Raw genomic sequence first — 20,497 nt, forward strand, 5'->3', positions numbered from 1 at the left:
ACTGCTAAATCCTGTCCACGATTTTTTCGAGCTTGTCGAGTGACTTGCTCTTTTCGATGTACGCTGAATACGCCTCTTGAGCGCCCCGAATCAAAGTGTCGTAATGGACGATGCGGCTGCCTGGCGAGATCGACGTCATCGATGACTTGAGGCGGTCCGGGTTCGATGCCTCTTCGTCGACGGTCTTGCCCAGAACGAAGATCACCTCGATGTCGGGGCTGGTCTGGTTCTGCTCCCGCAGAATCTTCGTGAGCTTGTCGACATAGGTCTGGCCTTGCTCGACCAGCTCTAGTAATCCCATCTTGCGACCGACCTTCTTCAGCTCGACGATGACGTGCTTGCCCGCATTGGTGCGGTAGGCGATATCCACGCGACCCAAACGCTCTTTCTCGGTCATGTCTTCGATGAGCACGCCTTCCGTCGTGAGGCGCGATTCCATGATCGGACTGCCCGTGGCGCGCTCCCAAGCCGGGTCCAGCAACCAGAGATGATCGAACAGGTACTTCTGGAGCACGCGTTCTTTTGCGTCCTCATCAATGATGGTCTGAAAATCTCGGATCGCATCCAGACGGGATTTGACGATGTCCCGGTAGAGGGATGCCTCCAGTGAGTCTCTGTCGGCGAGCACGGCCAGCAGCCTGTCGGCACTCTCGATGCTCGTCACGAACTCCTCGGTCGAGCCGCGCAGCTTCATGCGCTCGAATGCCAGGATGCCGTGCCGATACATGAGCTTACGATCCTCTTCCTCATCGACCGGCAGCGCACTGAGCTTGGCGATCAGCGTCTCCGCACTTTTCTTGTACCCCTCGGGTAGCGTGTCGAGCCACTCGGCAAGAGCGGGCGAGGTTTCCTTCGCCTTTTCGACCTCGTGCTTCTTGCGCCATTCCGTCCAGCGTTTCTCGACCTGCGTCAGGCGCGATTTCAGAAAGGCAATGAGCTGCCCGTATCGGGGATCATCCTCCTGCACGCGCTGCCGATCGCTGGTCGCGATGTCTGGCGCATCGTCGGCATCGAGGAAATCCGCCTCGATCTGCCCGGTGAGGTACTTCGTGTAGAGCCTCCCGTCATTCAGTTTGTCGAGGATGTTCTCGTGAAACAGTCGGCCACGGGCGAACACGACGATGCCATTCAGGTTGCCGGCATCCTCACTGTCCAGTTGTTTGGGGAACCTCGCTGTGCCGATCCAGCCGCTGACCTTCCACCCTGTGTCCCAGCCATCGAACCGGTTGGGCAGCGATTCGTGCTCCAGGAGCTGACTGGCGGGAGTCAGGTCGAGCGCGTCATCGCCGAACTGCCAGAGGAACTGCACCATCGGCAGGTCACCACGGTCTGAGGGAGTGATGGGCTGACCATCGAGATCGATCTTGAATCCATGGGCCTCACCGATCACGGAAAACCGGCGAGCCAGGCGCTTGCGCAAGGCCAGCGCTCCACGGCCGAGACGCTGCCGCTTGATGTCGCGCAGGACGATGCGGGTGCCCTTGGTTGCAGTGATTCGATCGGAGGGCAGTGATTCGGGGCTGTAGAAGGGTTCCCTCTTCTGAACGGATTCGTGGATTCCATCCACGGTCATGCGAAGGCCATGTGCTGCGCCATCCCTGGCCGACTCGACCTCTATGACGTTGGCGATCGAGAATAGCGAGAGTTTGCCGAGCCCTTTGCGGCCCATCACCGGTCGGCCCTTGGCAGTCGTCTTGCCATGCTCGACATCTTCATCTCGCCGCCGATAACCGACCCGCAGGTACTTGCCGTTCATGTCGTCGACCGACATACCGATGCCGTCATCGGTGATCTTGATCCAGTTGCCGTCCGGATCGATCTTGATGTCGACAGTCTCGGCGTCGGCATCCCAGGCGTTCGCGACGGCCTCAGTCAGCACGGCGGCGATGTTGCTGTAGAGGTTGATTCCGAGGTGGTCTAGCACGTTCAGGTCGACCGTCATTCTGTATTTGTCGCTCATAGCGCTCCCTCATCGAACAGCCCGTCGTGGATGACGGAAGAGGCAGCCTTTGGTCGGCGTCCGCGCTTGGACTTCGTGACTGTGGACGGTCTGCTGCTGCTCGCCGCCGCTTCGAAGCGCTCACGATTGAGTACTGTCAGTCTCCTGAGAATTTCCAACCGAGACGGCCCATCCACCCCATACCGCATTCCACGCTTCGTCTCGAAGAACGCATGGTTCAGTTCAATGTCCTGCCACCCATAGCTATCAATAACAGCGCGATCAAGTTCTCCGATTAACTGCCGGAACCGAACAACGTCTTCTGATGTCTCGTCCGACGAGTGGACCAAGTTGTAGATGGCAGTAAACCCCTCTTGACGCGATTCGCAGGTGGTGGCGCGGTGATCAAAATACGCTTTCCCAACAGCCTCAAGGATCGGATCAATCGCGTCGTGAGAGAGATTTCCGTCCATCAAAAGATTTGGTGGGAAGGAGAACGTGTCAAAGCAGCTCGCTCCAACATATGCAGGCGTCTCGCCCGTCGTCGAACCCCACAACAGTGCCCACTCGGTGTGTGCGACGGATTGAAGAACGGCGAAAGCGCTGTAGGTTGCGAAGTCAAATAACTTGACCTTTTCGGAGTAGATGCTTCGCGGGTCTCCGAACGTCAGGCAGAAGTGCTTGGACAGCTTCGAAGCCATAAGCGCCTTCCCATGCTGACGAATTCGTTCATGGAATGCTTCTCTACGATCCCAGAACTTCCAGAAGCAGCTTTCGTGGACTTGACGCGTGAGTGATTCCCGGTACGGCCGCACTCGCTCATCTACGATATCCCACGCCCTCGTGAACTTTTCAGCTTCATTTCTTTCTCTCGTCCAAAAATTGATGACCCAACGAGATCCAGTTTGACGAGGGCAGTTGTTTATGTCGTCACCAACTATGTACTTGGTGATCACTTCACGTGACGCCGGTTCACTCTTGAGAATCGAAGCTGCTTCAGCCTCGTTCAAGACGAAGCCAATACCCTGGACCTTCACGCCGTCCGAGCAGAAGCCCACGTTTGACGGGAGCGAATGTGGAGAGGGGAGTTCCGAGCCGGGTTCGAGCATCGTCGAAATTGAGTCGACTTGCTCCCCATCTAGCATCACAGTCCCATTCCATGTTCGGAGGCTAAACACGAGTACGGAGACGTGGACGCCAGCCGTTCCTGGCCAAGGGAAAGACGAGAGCGCAAAGTACGTCGTTGTCTGCTCAAAAACACGCGTCAGAGCCTGAGTTCGAGTATCGCTCTCTGTAATCGAGTCCGTTGCAATGAAGCCGGCAACGCCACTACTCCGAAGCAGTCGGAGTGAGCGGACGAGAAAGTAGGCAACCAAGTTCACAGAACCCTTGGCGCCGTCGAGTAAAAGCCTCTTGAGTGCCTTCTCGTAGGTGTCGCCCAAGTTCGATGATATTTTGCGCCCCCCCATGAAAGGCGGATTGCTGACCCACGCATCGAACCCCCCGCTTTCACGCTGGAATACTTCAGGGAAATCAAGTGGCCAATGGATGAGGCGGCGCGGCGGTTTGCCGGGGGGCAGGTCTGCAGCCAGGTCCTGAGCGGCTTGGCGTTTCGCGTCTTCCAGCATTTCCGCGTCGCCGCGCGTGATGCGATCGGCCTGGACGCTAAGCGCCGAAAGGCGTGTCTCTAACTTGCGAGTGGAGTCTGATGCGAAGCTGATACCGATAAAGGCGTCAGCCAGTCGTTCTGCGACATCAAGCCTTCGCCGCGCTTCGGCATCCAAGCATGCCATGGCCTCGACGTCACGGATGTCTCGGATCGGCATCTCGCGCAGTCGCTGTCGCAACTCAATAGCCTCGTGAACCGCCCGCTCAATGTTCTGCCCGAACAAGCGTTGCTGCCCCTTACCAGTCGGCGTCATTGAGAGTTCGGTGAGTTGATCCAGACGATGGATGCCGAGCAGACTGTCGCCGCAGCGCAGGTTGTGATCGAGGAAGCCGAACGGACGCCCCTTGGCCAGCGTCACCAACCAGATGGAGAGCTTGGCGAGTTCGACCGCCAGTGGATTCAGGTCCACGCCGTAGAGGCAGCGCTCGGCGATCAGGCGGCGGGCGATCACGGTGCGAGCCTCGGTGTCGCGGGGCAGTGGCTCCTTGGTGTCCGGCGCATCCAACACTTCGCCATCCACACTCACCGTCTTTCCGCTGCCTTCGGCCTGTGACCAGGCCTCAACCAGTCGATCGGCCAGCCAACGGCAGGCCTGCACCAGGAAGGCGCCGGAGCCCATGGCCGGGTCGCAGATCTTCAGCTCCAGCAGTTCGGCGGGCGACTTCAGCACCCACTGCTCACGCGGGGTGCCGTCTGCTGGTCCCACGTAGGCGATCGGCGTCAGCGCCTTGGTGACGATGGCCTCGGTGAGCGATTTCGGGGTGTAGTGGGTGCCGGTCTCGCGCCGGTCGGAGCCGGTGGTGACGATGAAGGCCCCGGCGGGATAGACCAGCGGATAGCCCCATGGATCGGTGCGTACAAGATGGGCAAAAGGCTTGATGCGATTACGGAGGTTGGTGTCCCCATGGCAGGCGGCGAGCAAGCGATCGGCAAGCGTGTCGTCGACTGGCTTAGCCAGATCGTTGCGCACACGGCTGGCGGAACTGCCGGAACGCTCCTGGAGCAATTCGGCAAGGCGTTCGGCGCCGTCGAGGCGGGCGGATTCCAGCTCGGCCAACTTGACCCAGGGGGCCTTCGCATTCTTGGTTCCGTCGAGTTCTAACGTGACCTCGTCGGTGCGTTTGACGGTGCGCTCCAGCAGGCCCTCATAGACGTAACCGATCTGTTCGACGTCCAGTGCGCGGTAGGACAGGGTTCGACCCTGGAACTGCTGGATGGCCTCAAGCAACAGCAGCACGGTGCGGTTGTCTATCGGCAGCGGTTTGGCCGTGTCGGTACGCCAGTCGGACCCCTTGGCGCGGCCCTCAAGGAAAGGGAAGCGATCCGGGTCGAACAGCGAGCCGCCTAGCGCGGGCAGGCGCAGGTTCTCGTGTTCGATGCCGCCGAACACGGCGCGGAAGATGGCCAGCAGGCGCGACCAGGCGTCCCAACGGCGTTCGAGGATCTCCTCGGATTCCTTGCGCAACTGCATGCGCAGCGTCGAGAGCGCGTAGTTGGCCTCGTAGCGCTCGTCGCCCAGCAGGAGCAAGCCACGCTCCTCGGCGGAGAGCAGGAAGACGAGACGCATCATCAGCGTCAGTGCAGCTTCGTAGAGTTCCGGCTCCTTCACGTCGCGCAGCAGTTCGCGGTCGCGGTCCTGGTCGGCCTTGTCGAGCGCCTGGATCAGCACTTCGACGGCGCGCCGCACCTGCTCACCGAGGGCGTCGGTGACCTCGTCCTGATACTTCAGGGAGCGGTCGAACAGCGCGGGCAGCTGTTCGGCTTCATCGACGAAGAAGCGACGAATGCCCAGCAGATGCACGAACGCCTGCAGGGTGATGGGCTCTTGGCTCCAGATGCGGGCGTACCAGCTGGCGAAGGTAGTGACGGCACCCACCGGGGCGTCGACCAGCATCCAGCGCTCGCCATTGGTTATCAGCCCGAGTCGGCAACCGGTGGCGCGGCACAACTGAACCATGCGGTCGGCCGGGGTGGCGGCCCATCCATCCAGTTTCAGGGTGGCATCGAGGTCGACGTCCTGACCGTAGGTGTGGATGAGCATCAGGGGCTTGTTGGCCCGTTGCTCATCAATCACGGCGAGGTCCGGGGCCAACGCAACGCCGTGCTCTGGCAGGGCAGCATTCAGGTTGGCCGCACACCAGTCGGCGCGTTTCAGGACGTCGCTTTTGCCGTCCTCATCGAGGTCCAATCCGCGCGCCAGCACCTCATCGATCCACGCAGCGTGCAATTCGGAAAACTGCGGATCGTCCGTCTCTAGCGCCTCGCGCCATTCTTCGTAGGCCTGACGCAGCCATTTGCGCTTGGTTCCGTCGAGTTCTTCCAGACCTTGGGGAAAGGCCTCCTTGAGAACGGGAACGGCGAGGAACGGGCCGGAGATCTCGATGAGTGCCAGCCAGTCGTGGTGCAGGCCGTGATTGCTCATGCTGCACCCCCTTGCATGGCTGACTCGGGAAGCAAGAAGACGACGGCAACAGGGAAGGTGCGATCATCGAGCTTGGCATAGCGGGTTTCGATGGCCTGGACCTCCTGGATGCGCTCGGCCGGGATGCGCGCGAGGCGTGCCTCCAGCGCGGCGGTATCGCGTCTGAGCTGAGTGCGCTCGTCCTCGGTGAAGAGCGAAAGCTGCTCGGGCTGTTGGTCTTTCTTCAACTCGCTCTGGATCGCCTTCTCCAACTCGTCGAGCACGGCACCGATGTCATCCATCTCTTGTTGCTTGCGGGTCTGCAGAGTGTTGGCCAGAAACTTGAGTCGATCCTTCGAGCGGGCGTCGACCGCTTGCAGGATGGCGGGCTGGGCGCGATCGAAGCGCACCCGAAGGGCATCGAACAGCGAATCGTTCGCCGTGATGGGCTGCGCCTCGTCCAGCCACTGCTGGACACGCGTGACGCCCTCTTCGCGCCGGAACGACTGATCGCGCATATAGCCGCCCGAGACGGTCAGTTCCTCGTGAAGGCGATGGTGGTTGCCGCCGGTGATGACCAGCCGCGAGATGACGACCACAGCCGGGCCCTCGATGCTGCCATCCGGCAATGTGCGCACGGTGACACGATGGAGCTTCTTCACGTCGTCCTGCGCCCAGACCTCGGCGCGCAACAGCCGCAGGCACATCTGCACCAGTCGATGATTCAGGTGGACCAACACGACATCGTCTCGCCCCTTGGCCACGGCGTGGTCGAAGGTGATTGGGCGTATCTGCTGGGTATGCGGGTGACGCAGGCCCTCCAGACAGCGCGCCCATGATCCCGAGAGGGGTGGCATCCTGAATGCGCTGCCTTGGGGTGCATCTGCGAGGGCGACGGGTTCCAACGGGGGGCGGCCCGCGAGCGCGAGACCATTCTTCACCGCCATCTGGATGTGATCGGGCGTGAGGTGAAAATCCTGCTGGGTGGCGAGGAGCCGCTCGTGGAGCTTAGCGACGCGTTCTTTCAACTCACGTTCGGCGCGCACGAAGCGCCTGGCCTTGGCGATCTTGGCCTCTGCCAGGCGGGTGTCCAGATCCTTCAGCGAGCCTTCGATGAGGCCGGACATCTGGGGCGCGATGACCGGATTGACGCTGCCCATGTCGGCGCGCATCGACTCCAGTTTGCGCAGCGCACGCAGGATGTCTTCGCCGTGGCCGCCGACCGATGCATGGCCTTTGTCACCCCCGTCGACAGGGTGCCAGATCAGCACCTCTTTCGATCGTTGCCCGTGACGGTCGATACGCCCGTTTCGCTGCTCCATTACGTTGGGGTTGTAGGGGATCTCAAGGTGGATGAGACAGTTGCAGTGATTCTGAAGGTCGATACCTTCGGAGGCCGCGTCGGTGGCGAGCAGGATGCGGACGGGTGAATCCTTGGGAGATGCCTGGAAGGCCGCCTTGATGGGTTCCCGCTCATCCTGAGTAAGGCCGCCGTGGAGCAGGCCGAGACGTTCACCGCCGAAGCCGTGGCTGGCGAGGATCTCGTGCATCCACTGGTGCGTCGTACGGTATTCGGTGAACAGGATCACCCGGCGATCGTTCCACTGGCCGCCCGGTTTCAGGTTGGCCGAGAGCCATTCGACGATGGCCCTGGCCTTGGAGTCGGTCTGGTTCTTGGCCCGCTGTGCCCATTGCCTCAGATCGGCCAGCATCCGTTGCTGCTCCTGAGTCAGCGGTTGGGCTCGGCGCGAAGCCTCCTCGACCGCCTCCGATTGGGCGTTTTCGACCTCCTGGTCGTTGGCGTAGTCCTCATTCACTTTCAGGATGGCCTTGCGCAGGATGCGCTCGGCCATGGCGTCCTGCGCTTTGGGCTTGGCGCCATTCGACAGCGAGGCGATATGTTTTTCGAGGGTGGACGCGAACGCGGCGGGCGACGAGAACAGGCGCTTCTTGAGCAGTTGATTAACGAACGACGTGCCGAATGTGTTGCCGGTCTTCTCCGCGTCTTTCTCGCGACTGGCACAGTAATCGTTCAGCCTCTGGTGGATCTCCCGTTCTTCATCCGTGTACGGGACCGCCAGCGCCTGCAGTTTGCGCTGGGCATATAGCGGCTTGCCGTTGGCGTCGACCAGATCGCTTTTGAGGCGACGGATCATCACCTGACTCAACTGCTTCTCGTCAGGGAGGATGTTCCGGGCGAAGCGCTGGTCGTCCAGCAACTCCAGCAGCGAGGTGAACGACTCGGTGTAGCCGTTGTGCGGTGTCGCGGTCAGGAACAGGCGGTGCTGGAAGTGCGGGCTGATCGCGCGGATGAACCGCGTGCGCTGACTCTCGAGTGCGTAATGTGCGCCGGCGGCAGGGGCGATGTTATGCGCTTCGTCCACGACCAATAGATCGAACTTGCGCGGATGGCCGGCATGCGCAGGTAGGACATCACGCATGGCACGCAGGCCTTCGCCACTCTTGACCCAATCCATCGAGGCGATGAGACGTGGGTGGGAGGTCCATGGGTTGGCGTGGATGCCGCGTTCACGCCGCAATTGCTTGATGTAGGCGGTGTCGACCACGCGGAATTCGAGGCCGAATTTCTCCAGCATCTCGACACGCCACTTCTCCTGGAGCGAAGCGGGGCAGATGATCAAGACGGTACGGGCGCGGTGCCGGAGCAGCATCTCCTGGATGACCAGCCCGGCCTCGATGGTCTTGCCCAGACCGACGTCGTCGGCGATGAGCAGGTTGACGCGGGCCATGTCGATGGCCCGCACCAAGGGATCGAGCTGAAAGTCCTCGATGCTGACGCCGCTACGGAAAGGCGCCTGCAGAAAACCTCGGTCGGCATTGGTGGCGGCACCCCAACGGACGGCATCAAGGAAGGCTTCGAGCGTGTCCGAGTCGTCTTGCCCGGTGATGGATGGCAAACCTGCGCGTTCGATGACCTGTGCGCCAGGCTCGATTTCCCAGATGACTTCCAATTCCTCGCCGAGTCCATCCTCGTCGATGGAACTCATACTGACGAGATGGTGAATATCCGGGGACAGTGTCGATGCTTTCTCTATCTGATACTGGGCTGATGCTTCCCTGGCACCTAGAAAACGCGATGAATCCAAGGTAGAGGACTGAATGTCCGAGACGATCCACTGACGCCGCCGAACCTCGACCAACTGGCCCGGTTCCGGACGAGCACGGTAGGCCTGGTGCTTGTGATCGTTCGAGATTTCCATGCGGTCTGCCATCTTCCTGTTCAGTCCTTCTCAAGTGCTCCAGGTGAAGCGCTGCGCTTCGTCCTGGCCATGGCGACCGTCCGTGCGACGACTCCTGCTGCCTCGATCGGAGATTCGTGCTCCCAGAATCGCAATACCGTCCAACCGATATCGAGTAGTCTCGAATTCGTGTCCGCATCCCTGAGGCGATTCGCCTCGATCTTCTTCCGCCAGAACTCGGCGTTCTGCTTTGGCCAGGTGGCATGCTCGGGGCAACCGTGCCAGAAGCACCCGTCGACGAAGATGGCGATCTTCAACCTCGGAAATGCCACATCTGCCACGCGGCGAGGTTTCTTCATGACCGCGTAGTCGACCCGGTAACGTAGGCCTCTTCGGTAGAGCTCTCTTCGCAATGCGATCTCGGCATCAGTTCCCTTCTGCCGAACCTTCGCCATGCGACGACTGGTCTCGGGAGACGAGGGCTTGATGCGTGCCATCGGGTGGTCCTCGTCAGTTCATCATAGGGCCGCAACCGACTTGAGATGCGTATTGATGCTGCGCGCGATGGCGCGACCCAGGTCGACAGGAACCGCGTTGCCGATGAGCCGCCCCAGCGCCTTCAAGCTCACCTCTCCGTCCTCCGGCACGAAGGCGTAGTTCCGCGGGAAGCTCTGGAGGATCGCCGCCTCCCTCAGGGAGATGGCTCGATGCTGTTCCGGATGGCCGAAGCGGCCATTCCCGAAGCCATAGCACTGCGTCGTCATCGTGGGAGCTGGCTTATCCCACTCCATCCGGCCGTAGACCCCTGGGTAGGTGCGCCCGCTCTCTGCACGGTGGCAGTCAGCGACCAAATGGTCCGGCCAGTCACGCCAGGTGCCCCCCGGCTTCGACGCCTTGATCCGCTGGAGATTCTTTTTCGACAGCGTCGAGGCGATGTGTAACTTGTCTCTCGGCGCGGACTCACCGGCACGCAGTGGCCGCAAGCGACCTATGGCCTGACGAACCGTCCTCGGTTTTTCGTGGGTCGGTTCGATCATCTCGATGTCGCCATGTTTGGATGCCAGGAGCACCATGCGTCGCCGCATCTGAGGCACGCCGTAACGGGAACTGTCGACGACGTCGAACCAGACCTTGTAGCCGAGTCGCTTCAACGTATCGACGAAATCATGAAATACCTCGTGTTTCACGACAGTGGGCACGTTTTCCATCGTGATGACATCTGGCCTGGCGCCTTTGGCGAGACGCGCGAACTCATACAGCAGGCCCCACTTGCCATCCCTGCCGTCCAGCTCATAGCGCTGCGCATAGGTCGAGAAGGGTTGGCACGGAGCGCAACCCGCGAGAATCGTCAGATCGGCATCTCCGAAGAGCGCCTTCAACTCTTTGGTGGTGACCTTACTGATATCCCGTTCGACGAATCGAGCCTGATTGTTAGCCTCGTAGGGGAATCGGCAGGCGGGGTCCAGATCGATACCGGCGGTCACAGGGAGCCCCTCGAGGACGAAGCCGTGCGTCAGCCCACCCGCGCCACAGAACAAATCAACACATGAAGGTTTCGACACCGTCAAACTCCAATTTTTTATTGGCCTTGTCCATAGGGCGATTGAGACTGCCTAGGTCCCAGCGTTCACGAGTCTTTGCCGTGGCCGTCGGTCTCCGCTGCTCCTCCCGAGCGAACCCATCCATCGACCTCATCGGCCTTGAACTTCCAGAATCGGCCAATGCGATGGGCTGGCAGCTTCCGCTTGTTAATCCAGGCATAGACGGTGTCCTTGCTCACGCCCAAGTACTCCGCGATCTCCTCGACCGACAACCAGCGTTCCGACATGACGTGGCCTTCCATTGAACATGGGCTGAGTGATTGCATTGTTTCAATGATCGCATGGGATTTGCTTATTGTAAATCCGAAGTAGCATGAATAGATACGATTAGATATGAATAGGATGGTGACAGACTCGGACGTATGTGATACTTAGCAGGTATGAAATCCGTGGTTGCCTGGAAAATCGCCGATGCTCTGGTGGTCGCGCTCATCGCGCTGGTCATTGGACTGCTATTTCCGTGGTGGGCAGGAGCCATTGTTTTGGCGCTCGGGTTTGGATTGGTATTCAGGCCGGGGCGCCAACGGGCGATATACCGGGGTGTGGACTCCGAAGACGGGAAATCGGCCAAGGATCTGGTGGAATGGAACGAATGGGAAGTGACTCACGGCCCATCGGCACCAGGTATCGCCAATCCCAGCCGTCGGGACGATTGATTCCCCGTTCGGCACCTCTACTGGACTTCAGTCGTCCTTCTCTTCATCGCCGAAGAACCGGTCTTTCAACTGACCCAGCTGCTTCTTGCTGGGTAGTGCCTGCTCGGCACCGTTCTTGATCGCATCTCCCAGGAGTGTCTGGTTATCCGGGTCCGTACGTCCTTCAGCCTCGGCCTTCACGGCGCTGCTGGATGCCCGAACATCGCGTTCCCCTCGATCGATCATGTTGCCACTGCTGGCCCGCTCTTCTTCCGCTTCCTTCTGGATGGCGGCGAATCCCTGGCGGACCTGACTGTCGGTCGGGATGCCGGCGTGATCGGCCGCGTGCCGGGCGGCGCCCTGGAAATTGGCCGCCCGGTCCCGAATTCCACCCGGTTCGGTTTCTTTGTTGGATACCGAGGCCATGTATGTGTCGCCTTTCCTGAATACGTCGTCCTTGGTCGGCGCGTCACGCAACCCGGCCAGTTCCAGCCCCTCGTTCCGGCCGTACTCCTCCGCGTAATGGGAGATGGCCCGCATGGCCGTGGTGTCTCCCGCCGCCGCGCGGGCGAATAGGGTGTCCACCTCCTGCTCTGCCCAGCTCGGGTCGAGGCTGCCGGGACGGGAAAAGACGCCTTTGTCGGCGCCGATCATGTGGTCGCGCACCTGCATGGCGACATCGGCACTGAAGGCGAAGCCTTGTTCTTCCACCCTGGACTGTGCCTCCTGCCAGGCGGCGGCGTCCTGCAGGGTGGCGGTGGTGGCGTGGCGGTGACCGATCTGCTGCTGTAGGCCACCGGACAGCTCTTGCGCCAGGCTGTCGCCGGTCCGTTGGTGGACGCCGGCGGCTGCGGTGTGGCCAGCGTCGATGGCGGCCTGCCATTGTTTGCCGTACTGGGTGCCCTCGGCGTAACGCAGTGCATCCTGCCAGTCCTCCTTGATCTGGGCGTCACTCTTGCCGGCCAGTCGCAGCTCACCCCTCAGCGCTACAGGGCTCACCAGATCGAGCAGCTTCGGATTCTGGGCGGCCAGCGAGGCCAGTCCGAGCATCTCGGCAGCCTGACTCGCGCTGTAGCCACGGTTCTTGCCAAACTCGTCGGCGAGGCGCTGGGTTTCGCCGAACTCGCGGCGGAACGCGGCCATGTCGGACCGATTCCAGTCCAGGTTCACACCAGTCTCCGCGGCGGTCTGGCCCGTGAAGCGTTCCATGTTGCTGTAGTTGGCGGACACCTGGTTCGCGTAGTCGGCCACCTGGGTCTGCGCGGCCTGCAGCGAGGCGGTGGCCTGGGTCTGGACCGAGGATTTCACGGCGTCGCCGATGTTGGCGGAGAACGGCAGGTTGGACTGGGGCACGTCGACATACCGGCCTTCCGGCGTGGTCGTGTACATCGCGCCAGTGGCCGGGTTACCCATGGTGGAGACACCCGCCTGCCAGCTCGGGCTCTGGTTCTGCTGCCACCAGCCGGCGTTGCCGATGCTGGTGTTGCCGAGGCTGATGTTGCCGGTGGAGGCCTCGTCGGCGGCCCGGCTCACGGGTGCCTCGTAACTCTGGGCGACGCGGCTGGCGAGGCTCGCCATCATGGCGCCGCCCTGGTTGACCACCAGATAGGAGATCATCGGGATGGAGAGGCTCAGGTAACCGGCGATGAGGGCGGTGTCGCTCATGACCTGGCCGAGGCCGGTGTAGTTGGCCAATGACAGCGCGGTGCTGCCGTCGGGCAGCAACAGGCTGCTGGCGGCCGGGTACTGGCTGTAGAGGCTCATGGCGAAGTGCAGCACGGCGTAGAGCGGCGCCCATAGCTGGATCCAGACCAGGCTCTTCAGGTAGGTGAGCGCCACCTTCGCCACGCTGGGCAGCATGGCGAGCAGGAAGGCGATGGGGAACACGGCATAGATGAAGGCCTCGAACAGGTTGCGCAGGATTGGCAGGGTGCGCGCCGCCATCTCGCCCAGCGCCGCGTAGGTGGTGCGTCGTTCCTGCTCGGCGCGGGCCAGGGCGAAGTCCTGAGCGGCGGCCGGTGCGCCGGCGCTGGAGGCGAACTGGCTCAGGCCCCGATGCAGGGCGTTGGACAGGGCGTTCTGGCGGATGATCTCTTCGGCGCTGACGCTCAAACCCGTGAGGTACTGGTACGAGACCGGCATGGCGGCGGCGAACTTGGCCACCGCGGCCGCGGCCGTGGGGGCCTTCACCAGCTTCTCGCCGTAGTACCGTCGGGCCTGGTCGACGTCGGCGGTGAGATCGGTGTTGAGCTGGTTGCCGGCGCCGTCACGGCAGCCCAGGATGAGCCGGTTGTTGGCCGCATCGCGGTAGGCGAAGCTGCGCGACACCGAGGTGTTGGCGCGGATGAAGGCCCACAGGTCCGGCGCGGCGAACAGGTCGTCCCAGGTGTAGAGCCCGAGCAGGATGTCGTAGAACACGCACGATTGCCAGAACTCGCTGAAGTTGGCGGCCAGCCGGCTGTCGGTGATCTCGAAGCGGGTGGAGGCCTCCACCAGGTACTGGCCGAACAGCATGCCGTTCTGCTGGTACTGCATATCGCCCGGCAGGCTGAACACCGTCTCGTAGGCGCGGGTCAGCCAGTCGCCCACCAGGCTCGCGGTGCCCGCCACTGCGCCCAGTCCCAGCGGCACGTTGGAGACCACCGACGATTGGGTGGCGTCGATGCGGTCGGTGATGATCACGTCCACCTTCGGCACCATGAAGGCGTTGTAGACGAGGATGACGCCGAACAGCCATTGCAGGTTCATCGAGCGGTGTTTGAAGGCGCCCTCGATCAGCACCCACAGCAGGCCGATGATGGCGGTCATCTTGAGCGCGGTGATGTAACCGCCGTTGCCGGTGATGGCGGCCACGCCGTTGAACACCAGGCGCAGGAACTCGCCGCCGCCGTAGGTGAAGATCTCCCAGTTCATGCGTACCGGGTTACTGCGCCGAGGCCCACACCAGGCTGCGGAACATGCCCGGCGAGAGCTTGCCGACCAGGGCCTTCTCATACTCGCGCACCCGCTGGGTGAACACCAGCGACTCGTCGAAGCCGCGGCGCACGTCGTCCTTGTAGCTGCGGATCTCGCGCCGGGCCTTGATCACGCCGTCGAGGAAGTCCTTGATCTTGTCGTCCTCCTTGTTCTCCAGGGCGCGCACCGAGGCGACCAGCTTGCCGAGCAGATCGTTCAGGTAGGTGTAGAGGATGTCCTTGGCGATGAGCATGGCGTAGCCCTCGATCTCCGGTTGCAGCGCGCCGGGGATGTAGGCCACGCCCACGGTCAGGTACTTGTGCACCGGCAGTGAGGTGGAGGCGAGCAGACCCTGTTGGACGGCGTCCAGGTGGGTGTCGTTCTGGATGTTCAGCACGATGCCGTCGAGGATGGCGCGTACCTTCTCGATCAGCCCCTGATTGATGGCGATGGTCTGTGTGCCGTTCATCTCGGTGCAGGCGAATTCGTCGGCGGTGCCGTTGGAGCAGGCCTTGACGGTGGCGCTGCCGCCCTCGAGCAGCACCCTCAGCAGGCCCTGTCCGGTGTTGTCCGCCAGGATCGACGGGATCACCTGGTAGGTCGTGGTGCTGTCCTCACTGCCGGGGTTGTCCACCCGCATGATCACCGTGCCCGAGAGGTTCATCATCACCTGGGCGAGGTCCTTGTCGTGGGTGTAAAAGGGGTTGCGCATCATGGCCCGCCAGGCGAGGTTGCCCTCGGTCACCATCAGCTTCTTCATCTGGCTGTTTTGGAGGGTGCTCATGCGCTCGCCGCCGGTGGTGCAGGCGACCTCCGCCTCGGACCAGGCCTCCCCCCGGCTGTTGACCCGCTCCATGATGCAAGCCTGCTTGGACATGCCGAAGGTCTTGAGCGCACCGCCCACCAGGGCGGAGCCCGCCTCGCAGCTGTTGATGCTGTTGAGCCCGTACTTCTGCGCCCAGGTCTGGATCTGCTCCATGGTGGAGGCGATCTGCGGGCTGATGGTGCGCAGCGCCAGCATGAAGGCCTGGCTCACGGCCACCGAGCCGATGTTCTGCAGCATGGCCACGAACTCCTGGGCGTTGATGAAGGAGAAACCGCCGCTGAAAAAGTCGATGCCGCCGCAGCCGGCGCGAAAGCGCGGCCACTGCACCGAGTAGAGGGTGTAGTTGCGCTGCGGCACGCGCATGAACACGCCGCCGCCGGTGAAGTAGCCCGCGCTCTGCCCTTCGTAGACGCCGGGCCGGGTGACGTTGCTGAAGTTGAGATCGTTGAAGAAGCTGTCCATGTCCGTGGCGATGTCGGCGCAGGCGCTAAAGGCCGTCACGCCGAGACACAAACCAAAGACAAGTGCACGTGGTCTACTCGTTCGCATCAATCGGGTCTCCTGAAATCTGTGCCTGCATCAGCGGATTCGGTGGCCGGTCGTTCAACAGGGTGTAGATGCGCTCGCGCAGCTCGCTCCAGCTCACGTAGCCGAAGGCGACGGGATGGATGGCCCGGTCACGCGGGTTCACCAGGAACAGGGCGGGCACCGTGTCCACCTCGAGCTTGACCGCCACCTCCGTGCTGCCGCGGGGGTTCGGGAAGTCGGGCAGCGTGCCGCCGTCCAGGCTGACGGGGATGACGTGAAAACCGTAGGCCTCGGCGAAGGCCTTCAGAATGGGCGAAAGCTTGTGGCAGAACGGGCAGGAGCCCTTGAAGAAGAAAAACAGCCCATGGCTCCGCGCGGTCTTGACGAGAAAGTCGTCGACCAGGCGGAGCTTCGCGTCGTTGAATACCTGCACCGCCTGATCGTTGACCGGATTGGTGAGGCGGGTGTCGAGGGCAGGGGTGGTCCACACGGCGCGCTGCCAAGCTTGAGCAAAGTCGCCCGCGCGGTTCATGGCGAGCTGGTTCAGGCGCAGGTAGGCCTTCAGGTTCTCGTCGGTGGGCTCCAGGATCGCGCGGGCCTTGGCGACTTCGATCTCCTTCTGGAAGACGGCCAGCGCTGCGACGGGGTCGAAGGGCGCCGGTGGCGGCGCCTCTGGCTTTGCGGGCTCCGGTTCCGGTTCGGGATCCTGGTACCAGAACCAGCCCTCCCCGTGGCGCTCGTAGTAGACCTGCGGATTTTCTGGGCCGGCCTGCGCATTGCTCACGGCGAGGAATCCCAACAGAACGACCCAACGCCTCATGGCAGCAACCTCTTGATACCTTGCTCGATGATCTGCTGCATCTGGTTGTCCGAAGGCCGGTCGGCGCTATCGGCGGCGGCGAAGGCATCGGCGTAGAACTCGGTGAAATCGATGTTCGCAAAATCGATGCTGGTCAGCTCCTGCGGCGTGAAGCCACGGCACTCGGGGTTCTTCGCTGATCCCCAGCCGATGCCGAGCTGGGCGTGGCCCTGCTCCTGGATGATGCGGCCGAGCTTGGAGTTGAAACAGCAGTAGGTGTTCTTGCGCGCCAGGCAGCCGAAGAAGGATTTGATACTGCAATAGGAACCGATGTAGTGGCACTGCCCGGCCTCGCGCTTCTGGCCGAGGATGATTTCCTGCTCGGAACACTGAGCGAGCGACAGGTCGAGACCCCAGCCGCTGTCCTTGCAGCAGTTGGAAAAGCCGAGCACGGTCTTCTTGCAGCGCAGGTCCTGGCCCTTGAAGACCTCCATGTTGTCGGTATCGAAATCGTTGGCCGCGGCCTCCAGCTCGCCCAGGTGACTTGCGGCGAGGGCGAAGTCCTGGTTGGGCTCGTAGCCGGCGTCGAAGCAGTTGCCGTCGAGACAGAAGGTCTGGCCGCCGCAGTCCATCACCGTCTGGGAGGCCGCCTCGCCCTGGGGGCAACGGTAGGTCTGCTGGTACTCGTAGCAGCTGCCGTCCGGCAGGGTATCCACGCAGGTGGAGTTGACCTGGCTGCACCCGCGCTCGCGCAGCTCCTGGCAGTAGGGTTCCTCGCGGGTTTCGCCGGTGGCGCAGCGGTAGGAGAGGTCGTAGCGCCAGCAGTCGCGGTAGACCTCGATGCCGTCGATGAGGCGCGTCTCGGCCGGTTCCACACAGGTCTGTGACTGCTGCACGCACATACCGGCCTGCGCCTGCTGCTCCAGTGCCCCGCAGGTGCTCTCCCAGGTTTCGGTCCAGTCGCAGTCGCAGTACTGGGTGGCCTTGAACTTCATCCAGCCCTCGCCGCCGCCGGCGACGATCACCCGCATGTCGATGGTGTTGAGGCCGGTGCGCAGGTAGGGCTTGATGTCGACGTTGAGCGACTTGTTCCAGCTCGTGCTCAGTTCGCAGCCGCCGTAGCTGGTGGGTCCGTACTGCACCCGCTTGAAGAACGTGGAGCCGTCGCCCCACGGGTCGTAGAGGTCCACCTCCAACCGGTCGCCGCCGTAGGGTCCGACATAGACCAGCGTGCCATTGACCGCCACGCGAATCCAGTCGTCGAAGCCCGCCTGGATGAGGGTGAAGTCCTGGATCTTGCCGATGTCTTCGATGGTGAAGGTGGTGCTGCGGTCGAAGACGGCGCAATAGCCGCTCCAGTAGTTGTCGCTGATGGTGCCGATGGTCAGGTAGGGGTAGCTGTAGGTCCAGCGCATGTCGCTCTGCACCGTATCCAGGCTGATGCCGCCGGCGTCGCACTCGATGGGCCGGTTGCAGGCGAGGTTGAGGGTCTTCTGGCAGGCCAGTTCCTCCTCCATGCCCCACTCGGTGCAAATCTCCTCCGAAAAGGTCGCTGGCGCGGTGGTGGTCGTCACCTCCTGGCAGCCGCTGTACTGACCGCTGAGCTGTTGTCCGAGCACGGCCTCCGGATCGGCACTTATGGTGTCGCCGCGCTGGACGATGGGATCGTTGCGTTCGATGGTGAAACGCGGGCGGCTCAAGGCGCTGTCCTGGACGAAGGTGCCGACCTCACTGTTCGGCAGGTTCTGGCGTGCGGCGTCCTCGATGCCGAGGCCGGAGCCGTAGTACTGGGTTTCCGGGACGTTGGTGCCCTGGTAGTCGGGTACGACGGTCAGGTCGGGGTTGGCGGCCGCATCGGACACGCCAGTATTGGCCGTGTTGCCGAAATCCTTGCCGAGCTGCAGGGCCTGATCTCGGGTGAGATCCGCTGAGACCGGCGTCGCCGCGAGCGTGAGAGCGAACAGGAGCGGGATACGCATTCCACTCATGGCCGCACCTCCAGCCGTTGCCGCCACTGCTCGGCCCGGTCGCCCAGGATCGTGCCGCCAGCCTCCCGCGCCATGACGCCCAGGGCGTAGGCGAGGCTGACGTCACCGGCCACTTTCAGATGCTCGGGTACGGGGCAGCCCTCCGGCGTACAGGGGGCGATGGTGTCCTGCGGCAGGACGAAGGCCGGGACCTTGTCCACGTCGAAACGCTCGAACAGGGTGGGATCGATGGCCAGGGAGGGGGTGGATTCGGCGGATGCTTCACGGCCGTTCTGCGGTCCCAGCAGCTCGCCGAGTCGCGCCGTGGTGCGCTGCATGGAGTTGTCCACCAGTCCACGTAGCACCAGCGGCGAGCCTGTTCGTCCCGCCTCCGCCAGCAGCGCGCGGAGGGAATCCTCCGGCAGCGAGAAGGAGATGAAGATCAGCGGATGCGGGTCGCTGTCCTCGGATGCCGATGCATTGGGTACGGCCAGCCGGGGATCGGCCAGCAGTGCCTCGATGTCCTTTCGCGCCCTGGCCAGTGCCTGGTCGTCGATCTCGGGCACGCTGAGATCGGGAGTGCGATCGGGGCTGGCCCGTCCGGCGGCCGACAGGGCGCGTTCGGCTTCACGCTCGAGCTTATCGGTGAAATTAGCATCCCGGCTTAGTCGGCTGGCCCGTTCCACGGCGTCCGCCGAATGGGTGCTCGCCGTGTCCAGATCGCCGGCGTTGGGCTCCACCGCCATGAGCGGCGCGGCCGCCAGGCACAGGGCGGTAAGTGTTCCGGTCCTCAGAATGCGCAGCATGCCTTCTTCCTCCAGATCAGATAGGCCCAGTCCTCGCCGCGCACCGGAAACTCCCGCCCCGCGCCCCAGGGGATGGTGACCCGGCCGAAGGGCTGCGCGTTGAGGGTGAAGGGCACGGGGTAGAGCATCTGGGTCTTGTATTGGGTCTTGCGCAGGATCGGCAGCGGCAGGGGCATGCACATGGCGCCGCGGCTGGATGTATCCCGGGCGATGAACTGGCGGTGCAACTTGGCGGCCATGCGCTGTACCAGCAGCAGCGAGCTGTCCACGCCGCCCTCGTGATGCTTCACGTTGCCGTCGATGGGGTACATGGAGCCCTGGCAGCCGGCGCACCAGAACAGCGGATCGAGCGGAAACCCGACCGTGGCCGCTACGCAGTCGGCGGCACAGGCAGCCTGGGTGATGGGGTTGGCGAACAGCGCCGCCTCGGGGTTTATCAGGAAGGCGAGCTCGTCATCTTCCCAGAGCGGATCGACCTCGGTGATGTAGAGGATGTCGAAGGACTCCGGCGTCACGCAGGCCAGATCCGTCAACAGGTTCATCCAGGCCAGCAGCGGGTAGACGTACCAGTGGACGTGATAGAAGGCATCCCGCCGATCGCTGGTCTTGGCGTTGGTGCCCGACGGCGCGGCCAGCGAGCCCAGTGTGACACCCCCCAGTAGCGGCGAGCAGAACGGCGTGCGCACCACCTCCGCCACCCGGGCCGGCTCCCAGAACCCGGCCCCGAAGCCGATCCGGACAAACACCGGCGGCGGCGCCGGGCAGGTGCAGATCAGCGGCACACTGTCCCCGGCATCCTCCATCCCCATGTCCACCTTCAGCGGCCCGATGCTGATCGGGAACACGCACTTCCAGCACACATCGGTGAAGGGGTTGGGGAAACGGCCGTAGCACGGCTCGGCGGCCGAGGCCTGGGGAGCGGGCAGCCAGGACAGGGCCACGGCCAAGCATGCCGCGAATAGGCTCTGATGGAACGATGGGCGCTTCATGGCGCCTATCGTTCACCTGACAGGACATCCGAGAAAGGGAAAACGTTATTTTACGCGCAAGATATTTTTTGAGGTGGTCGCGGTGGTGTGAAGCGATGGCTCGGAGCTGTTGATCGGTAGTGGAGGTGCCGGTGTATTGGGGCGAGCAGCGGGAACGATTTATGGACGTTGGGCCAGGTGAA

13 protein-coding genes are annotated in these 20,497 nt (G+C 62.7%); 1 reads left to right on the top strand and 12 read right to left on the bottom strand.

The genetic code is table 11. From position 1 onward, the window contains the following. Positions 1-4 precede the first annotated feature (4 nt). From O9K64_RS00700 to mads1, 6 genes are all read right to left on the bottom strand, one after another. Positions 5-1,960 carry an ATP-binding protein gene (locus O9K64_RS00700; protein WP_275096147.1) on the bottom strand — a complete coding sequence of 652 codons (1,956 nt, stop codon included), beginning with the start codon at positions 1,958-1,960 and terminating at the stop codon, positions 5-7. Then, a complete protein-coding gene (locus O9K64_RS00705) occupies positions 1,957-6,030 on the bottom strand; it encodes an Eco57I restriction-modification methylase domain-containing protein (protein WP_275096148.1) in 4,074 nt (1,357 codons plus the stop codon). Before O9K64_RS00705 ends, O9K64_RS00700 begins: the two co-directional genes overlap by 4 nt. Next, positions 6,027-9,230 (bottom strand): DISARM system SNF2-like helicase DrmD, encoded by a 3,204-nt coding sequence (gene drmD, locus O9K64_RS00710; protein WP_275096149.1) that lies wholly within the window; start codon positions 9,228-9,230, stop codon positions 6,027-6,029. The genes O9K64_RS00705 and drmD overlap by 4 nt, the downstream gene beginning before the upstream one ends. Before the next feature lie 20 nt (positions 9,231-9,250). Next, positions 9,251-9,706 (bottom strand): very short patch repair endonuclease, encoded by a 456-nt coding sequence (locus tag O9K64_RS00715; protein ID WP_275096150.1) that lies wholly within the window; start codon positions 9,704-9,706, stop codon positions 9,251-9,253. A 21-nt stretch (positions 9,707-9,727) separates the two neighbouring features. Then, positions 9,728-10,771 carry a DNA cytosine methyltransferase gene (locus tag O9K64_RS00720; RefSeq protein ID WP_275096151.1) on the bottom strand — a complete coding sequence of 348 codons (1,044 nt, stop codon included), beginning with the start codon at positions 10,769-10,771 and terminating at the stop codon, positions 9,728-9,730. 65 nt (positions 10,772-10,836) lie between these two features. After that, entirely contained in the window at positions 10,837-11,037 is a 201-nt protein-coding gene (mads1, locus tag O9K64_RS00725; protein ID WP_275096152.1) for a methylation-associated defense system helix-turn-helix domain-containing protein MAD1, read from the bottom strand. Positions 11,038-11,190: 153 nt separating this feature from the next. Between mads1 and O9K64_RS00730 the strand changes: the two genes are divergently transcribed. Beyond that, positions 11,191-11,466 (top strand): hypothetical protein, encoded by a 276-nt coding sequence (locus O9K64_RS00730; protein ID WP_275096153.1) that lies wholly within the window; start codon positions 11,191-11,193, stop codon positions 11,464-11,466. Positions 11,467-11,493: 27 nt separating this feature from the next. Here O9K64_RS00730 and O9K64_RS00735 read toward each other — a convergent pair whose 3' ends face one another. From O9K64_RS00735 to traU, 6 genes are read right to left on the bottom strand one after another with little or no spacing between them, the layout of a single operon-like run. Then, positions 11,494-14,358, bottom strand: coding sequence for a conjugal transfer protein TraG N-terminal domain-containing protein (locus tag O9K64_RS00735; protein WP_275096154.1), 2,865 nt, complete (start codon positions 14,356-14,358; stop codon positions 11,494-11,496). A gap of 10 nt (positions 14,359-14,368) precedes the next feature. Next, a complete protein-coding gene (locus tag O9K64_RS00740) occupies positions 14,369-15,775 on the bottom strand; it encodes a conjugal transfer protein TraH (RefSeq protein ID WP_275096155.1) in 1,407 nt (468 codons plus the stop codon). Beyond that, entirely contained in the window at positions 15,762-16,574 is an 813-nt protein-coding gene (gene traF, locus O9K64_RS00745; RefSeq protein ID WP_275096156.1) for a type-F conjugative transfer system pilin assembly protein TraF, read from the bottom strand. The genes O9K64_RS00740 and traF overlap by 14 nt, the downstream gene beginning before the upstream one ends. Next, entirely contained in the window at positions 16,571-18,541 is a 1,971-nt protein-coding gene (locus tag O9K64_RS00750; protein ID WP_275096157.1) for a conjugal transfer protein TraN, read from the bottom strand. The genes traF and O9K64_RS00750 overlap by 4 nt, the downstream gene beginning before the upstream one ends. After that, positions 18,538-19,326 carry a type-F conjugative transfer system pilin assembly protein TrbC gene (trbC, locus tag O9K64_RS00755; RefSeq protein ID WP_275096158.1) on the bottom strand — a complete coding sequence of 263 codons (789 nt, stop codon included), beginning with the start codon at positions 19,324-19,326 and terminating at the stop codon, positions 18,538-18,540. Before trbC ends, O9K64_RS00750 begins: the two co-directional genes overlap by 4 nt. Next, complete coding sequence (traU, locus tag O9K64_RS00760) at positions 19,311-20,315, bottom strand: conjugal transfer pilus assembly protein TraU (RefSeq protein ID WP_305792973.1); 1,005 nt, start codon at positions 20,313-20,315, stop codon at positions 19,311-19,313. Before traU ends, trbC begins: the two co-directional genes overlap by 16 nt. Positions 20,316-20,497: the final 182 nt, after the last annotated feature.

The organism is Sedimenticola hydrogenitrophicus, assembly GCF_029017505.1.
GTDB classification, from domain to species: Bacteria; Pseudomonadota; Gammaproteobacteria; order Chromatiales; family Chromatiaceae; genus Sedimenticola; species Sedimenticola hydrogenitrophicus_A.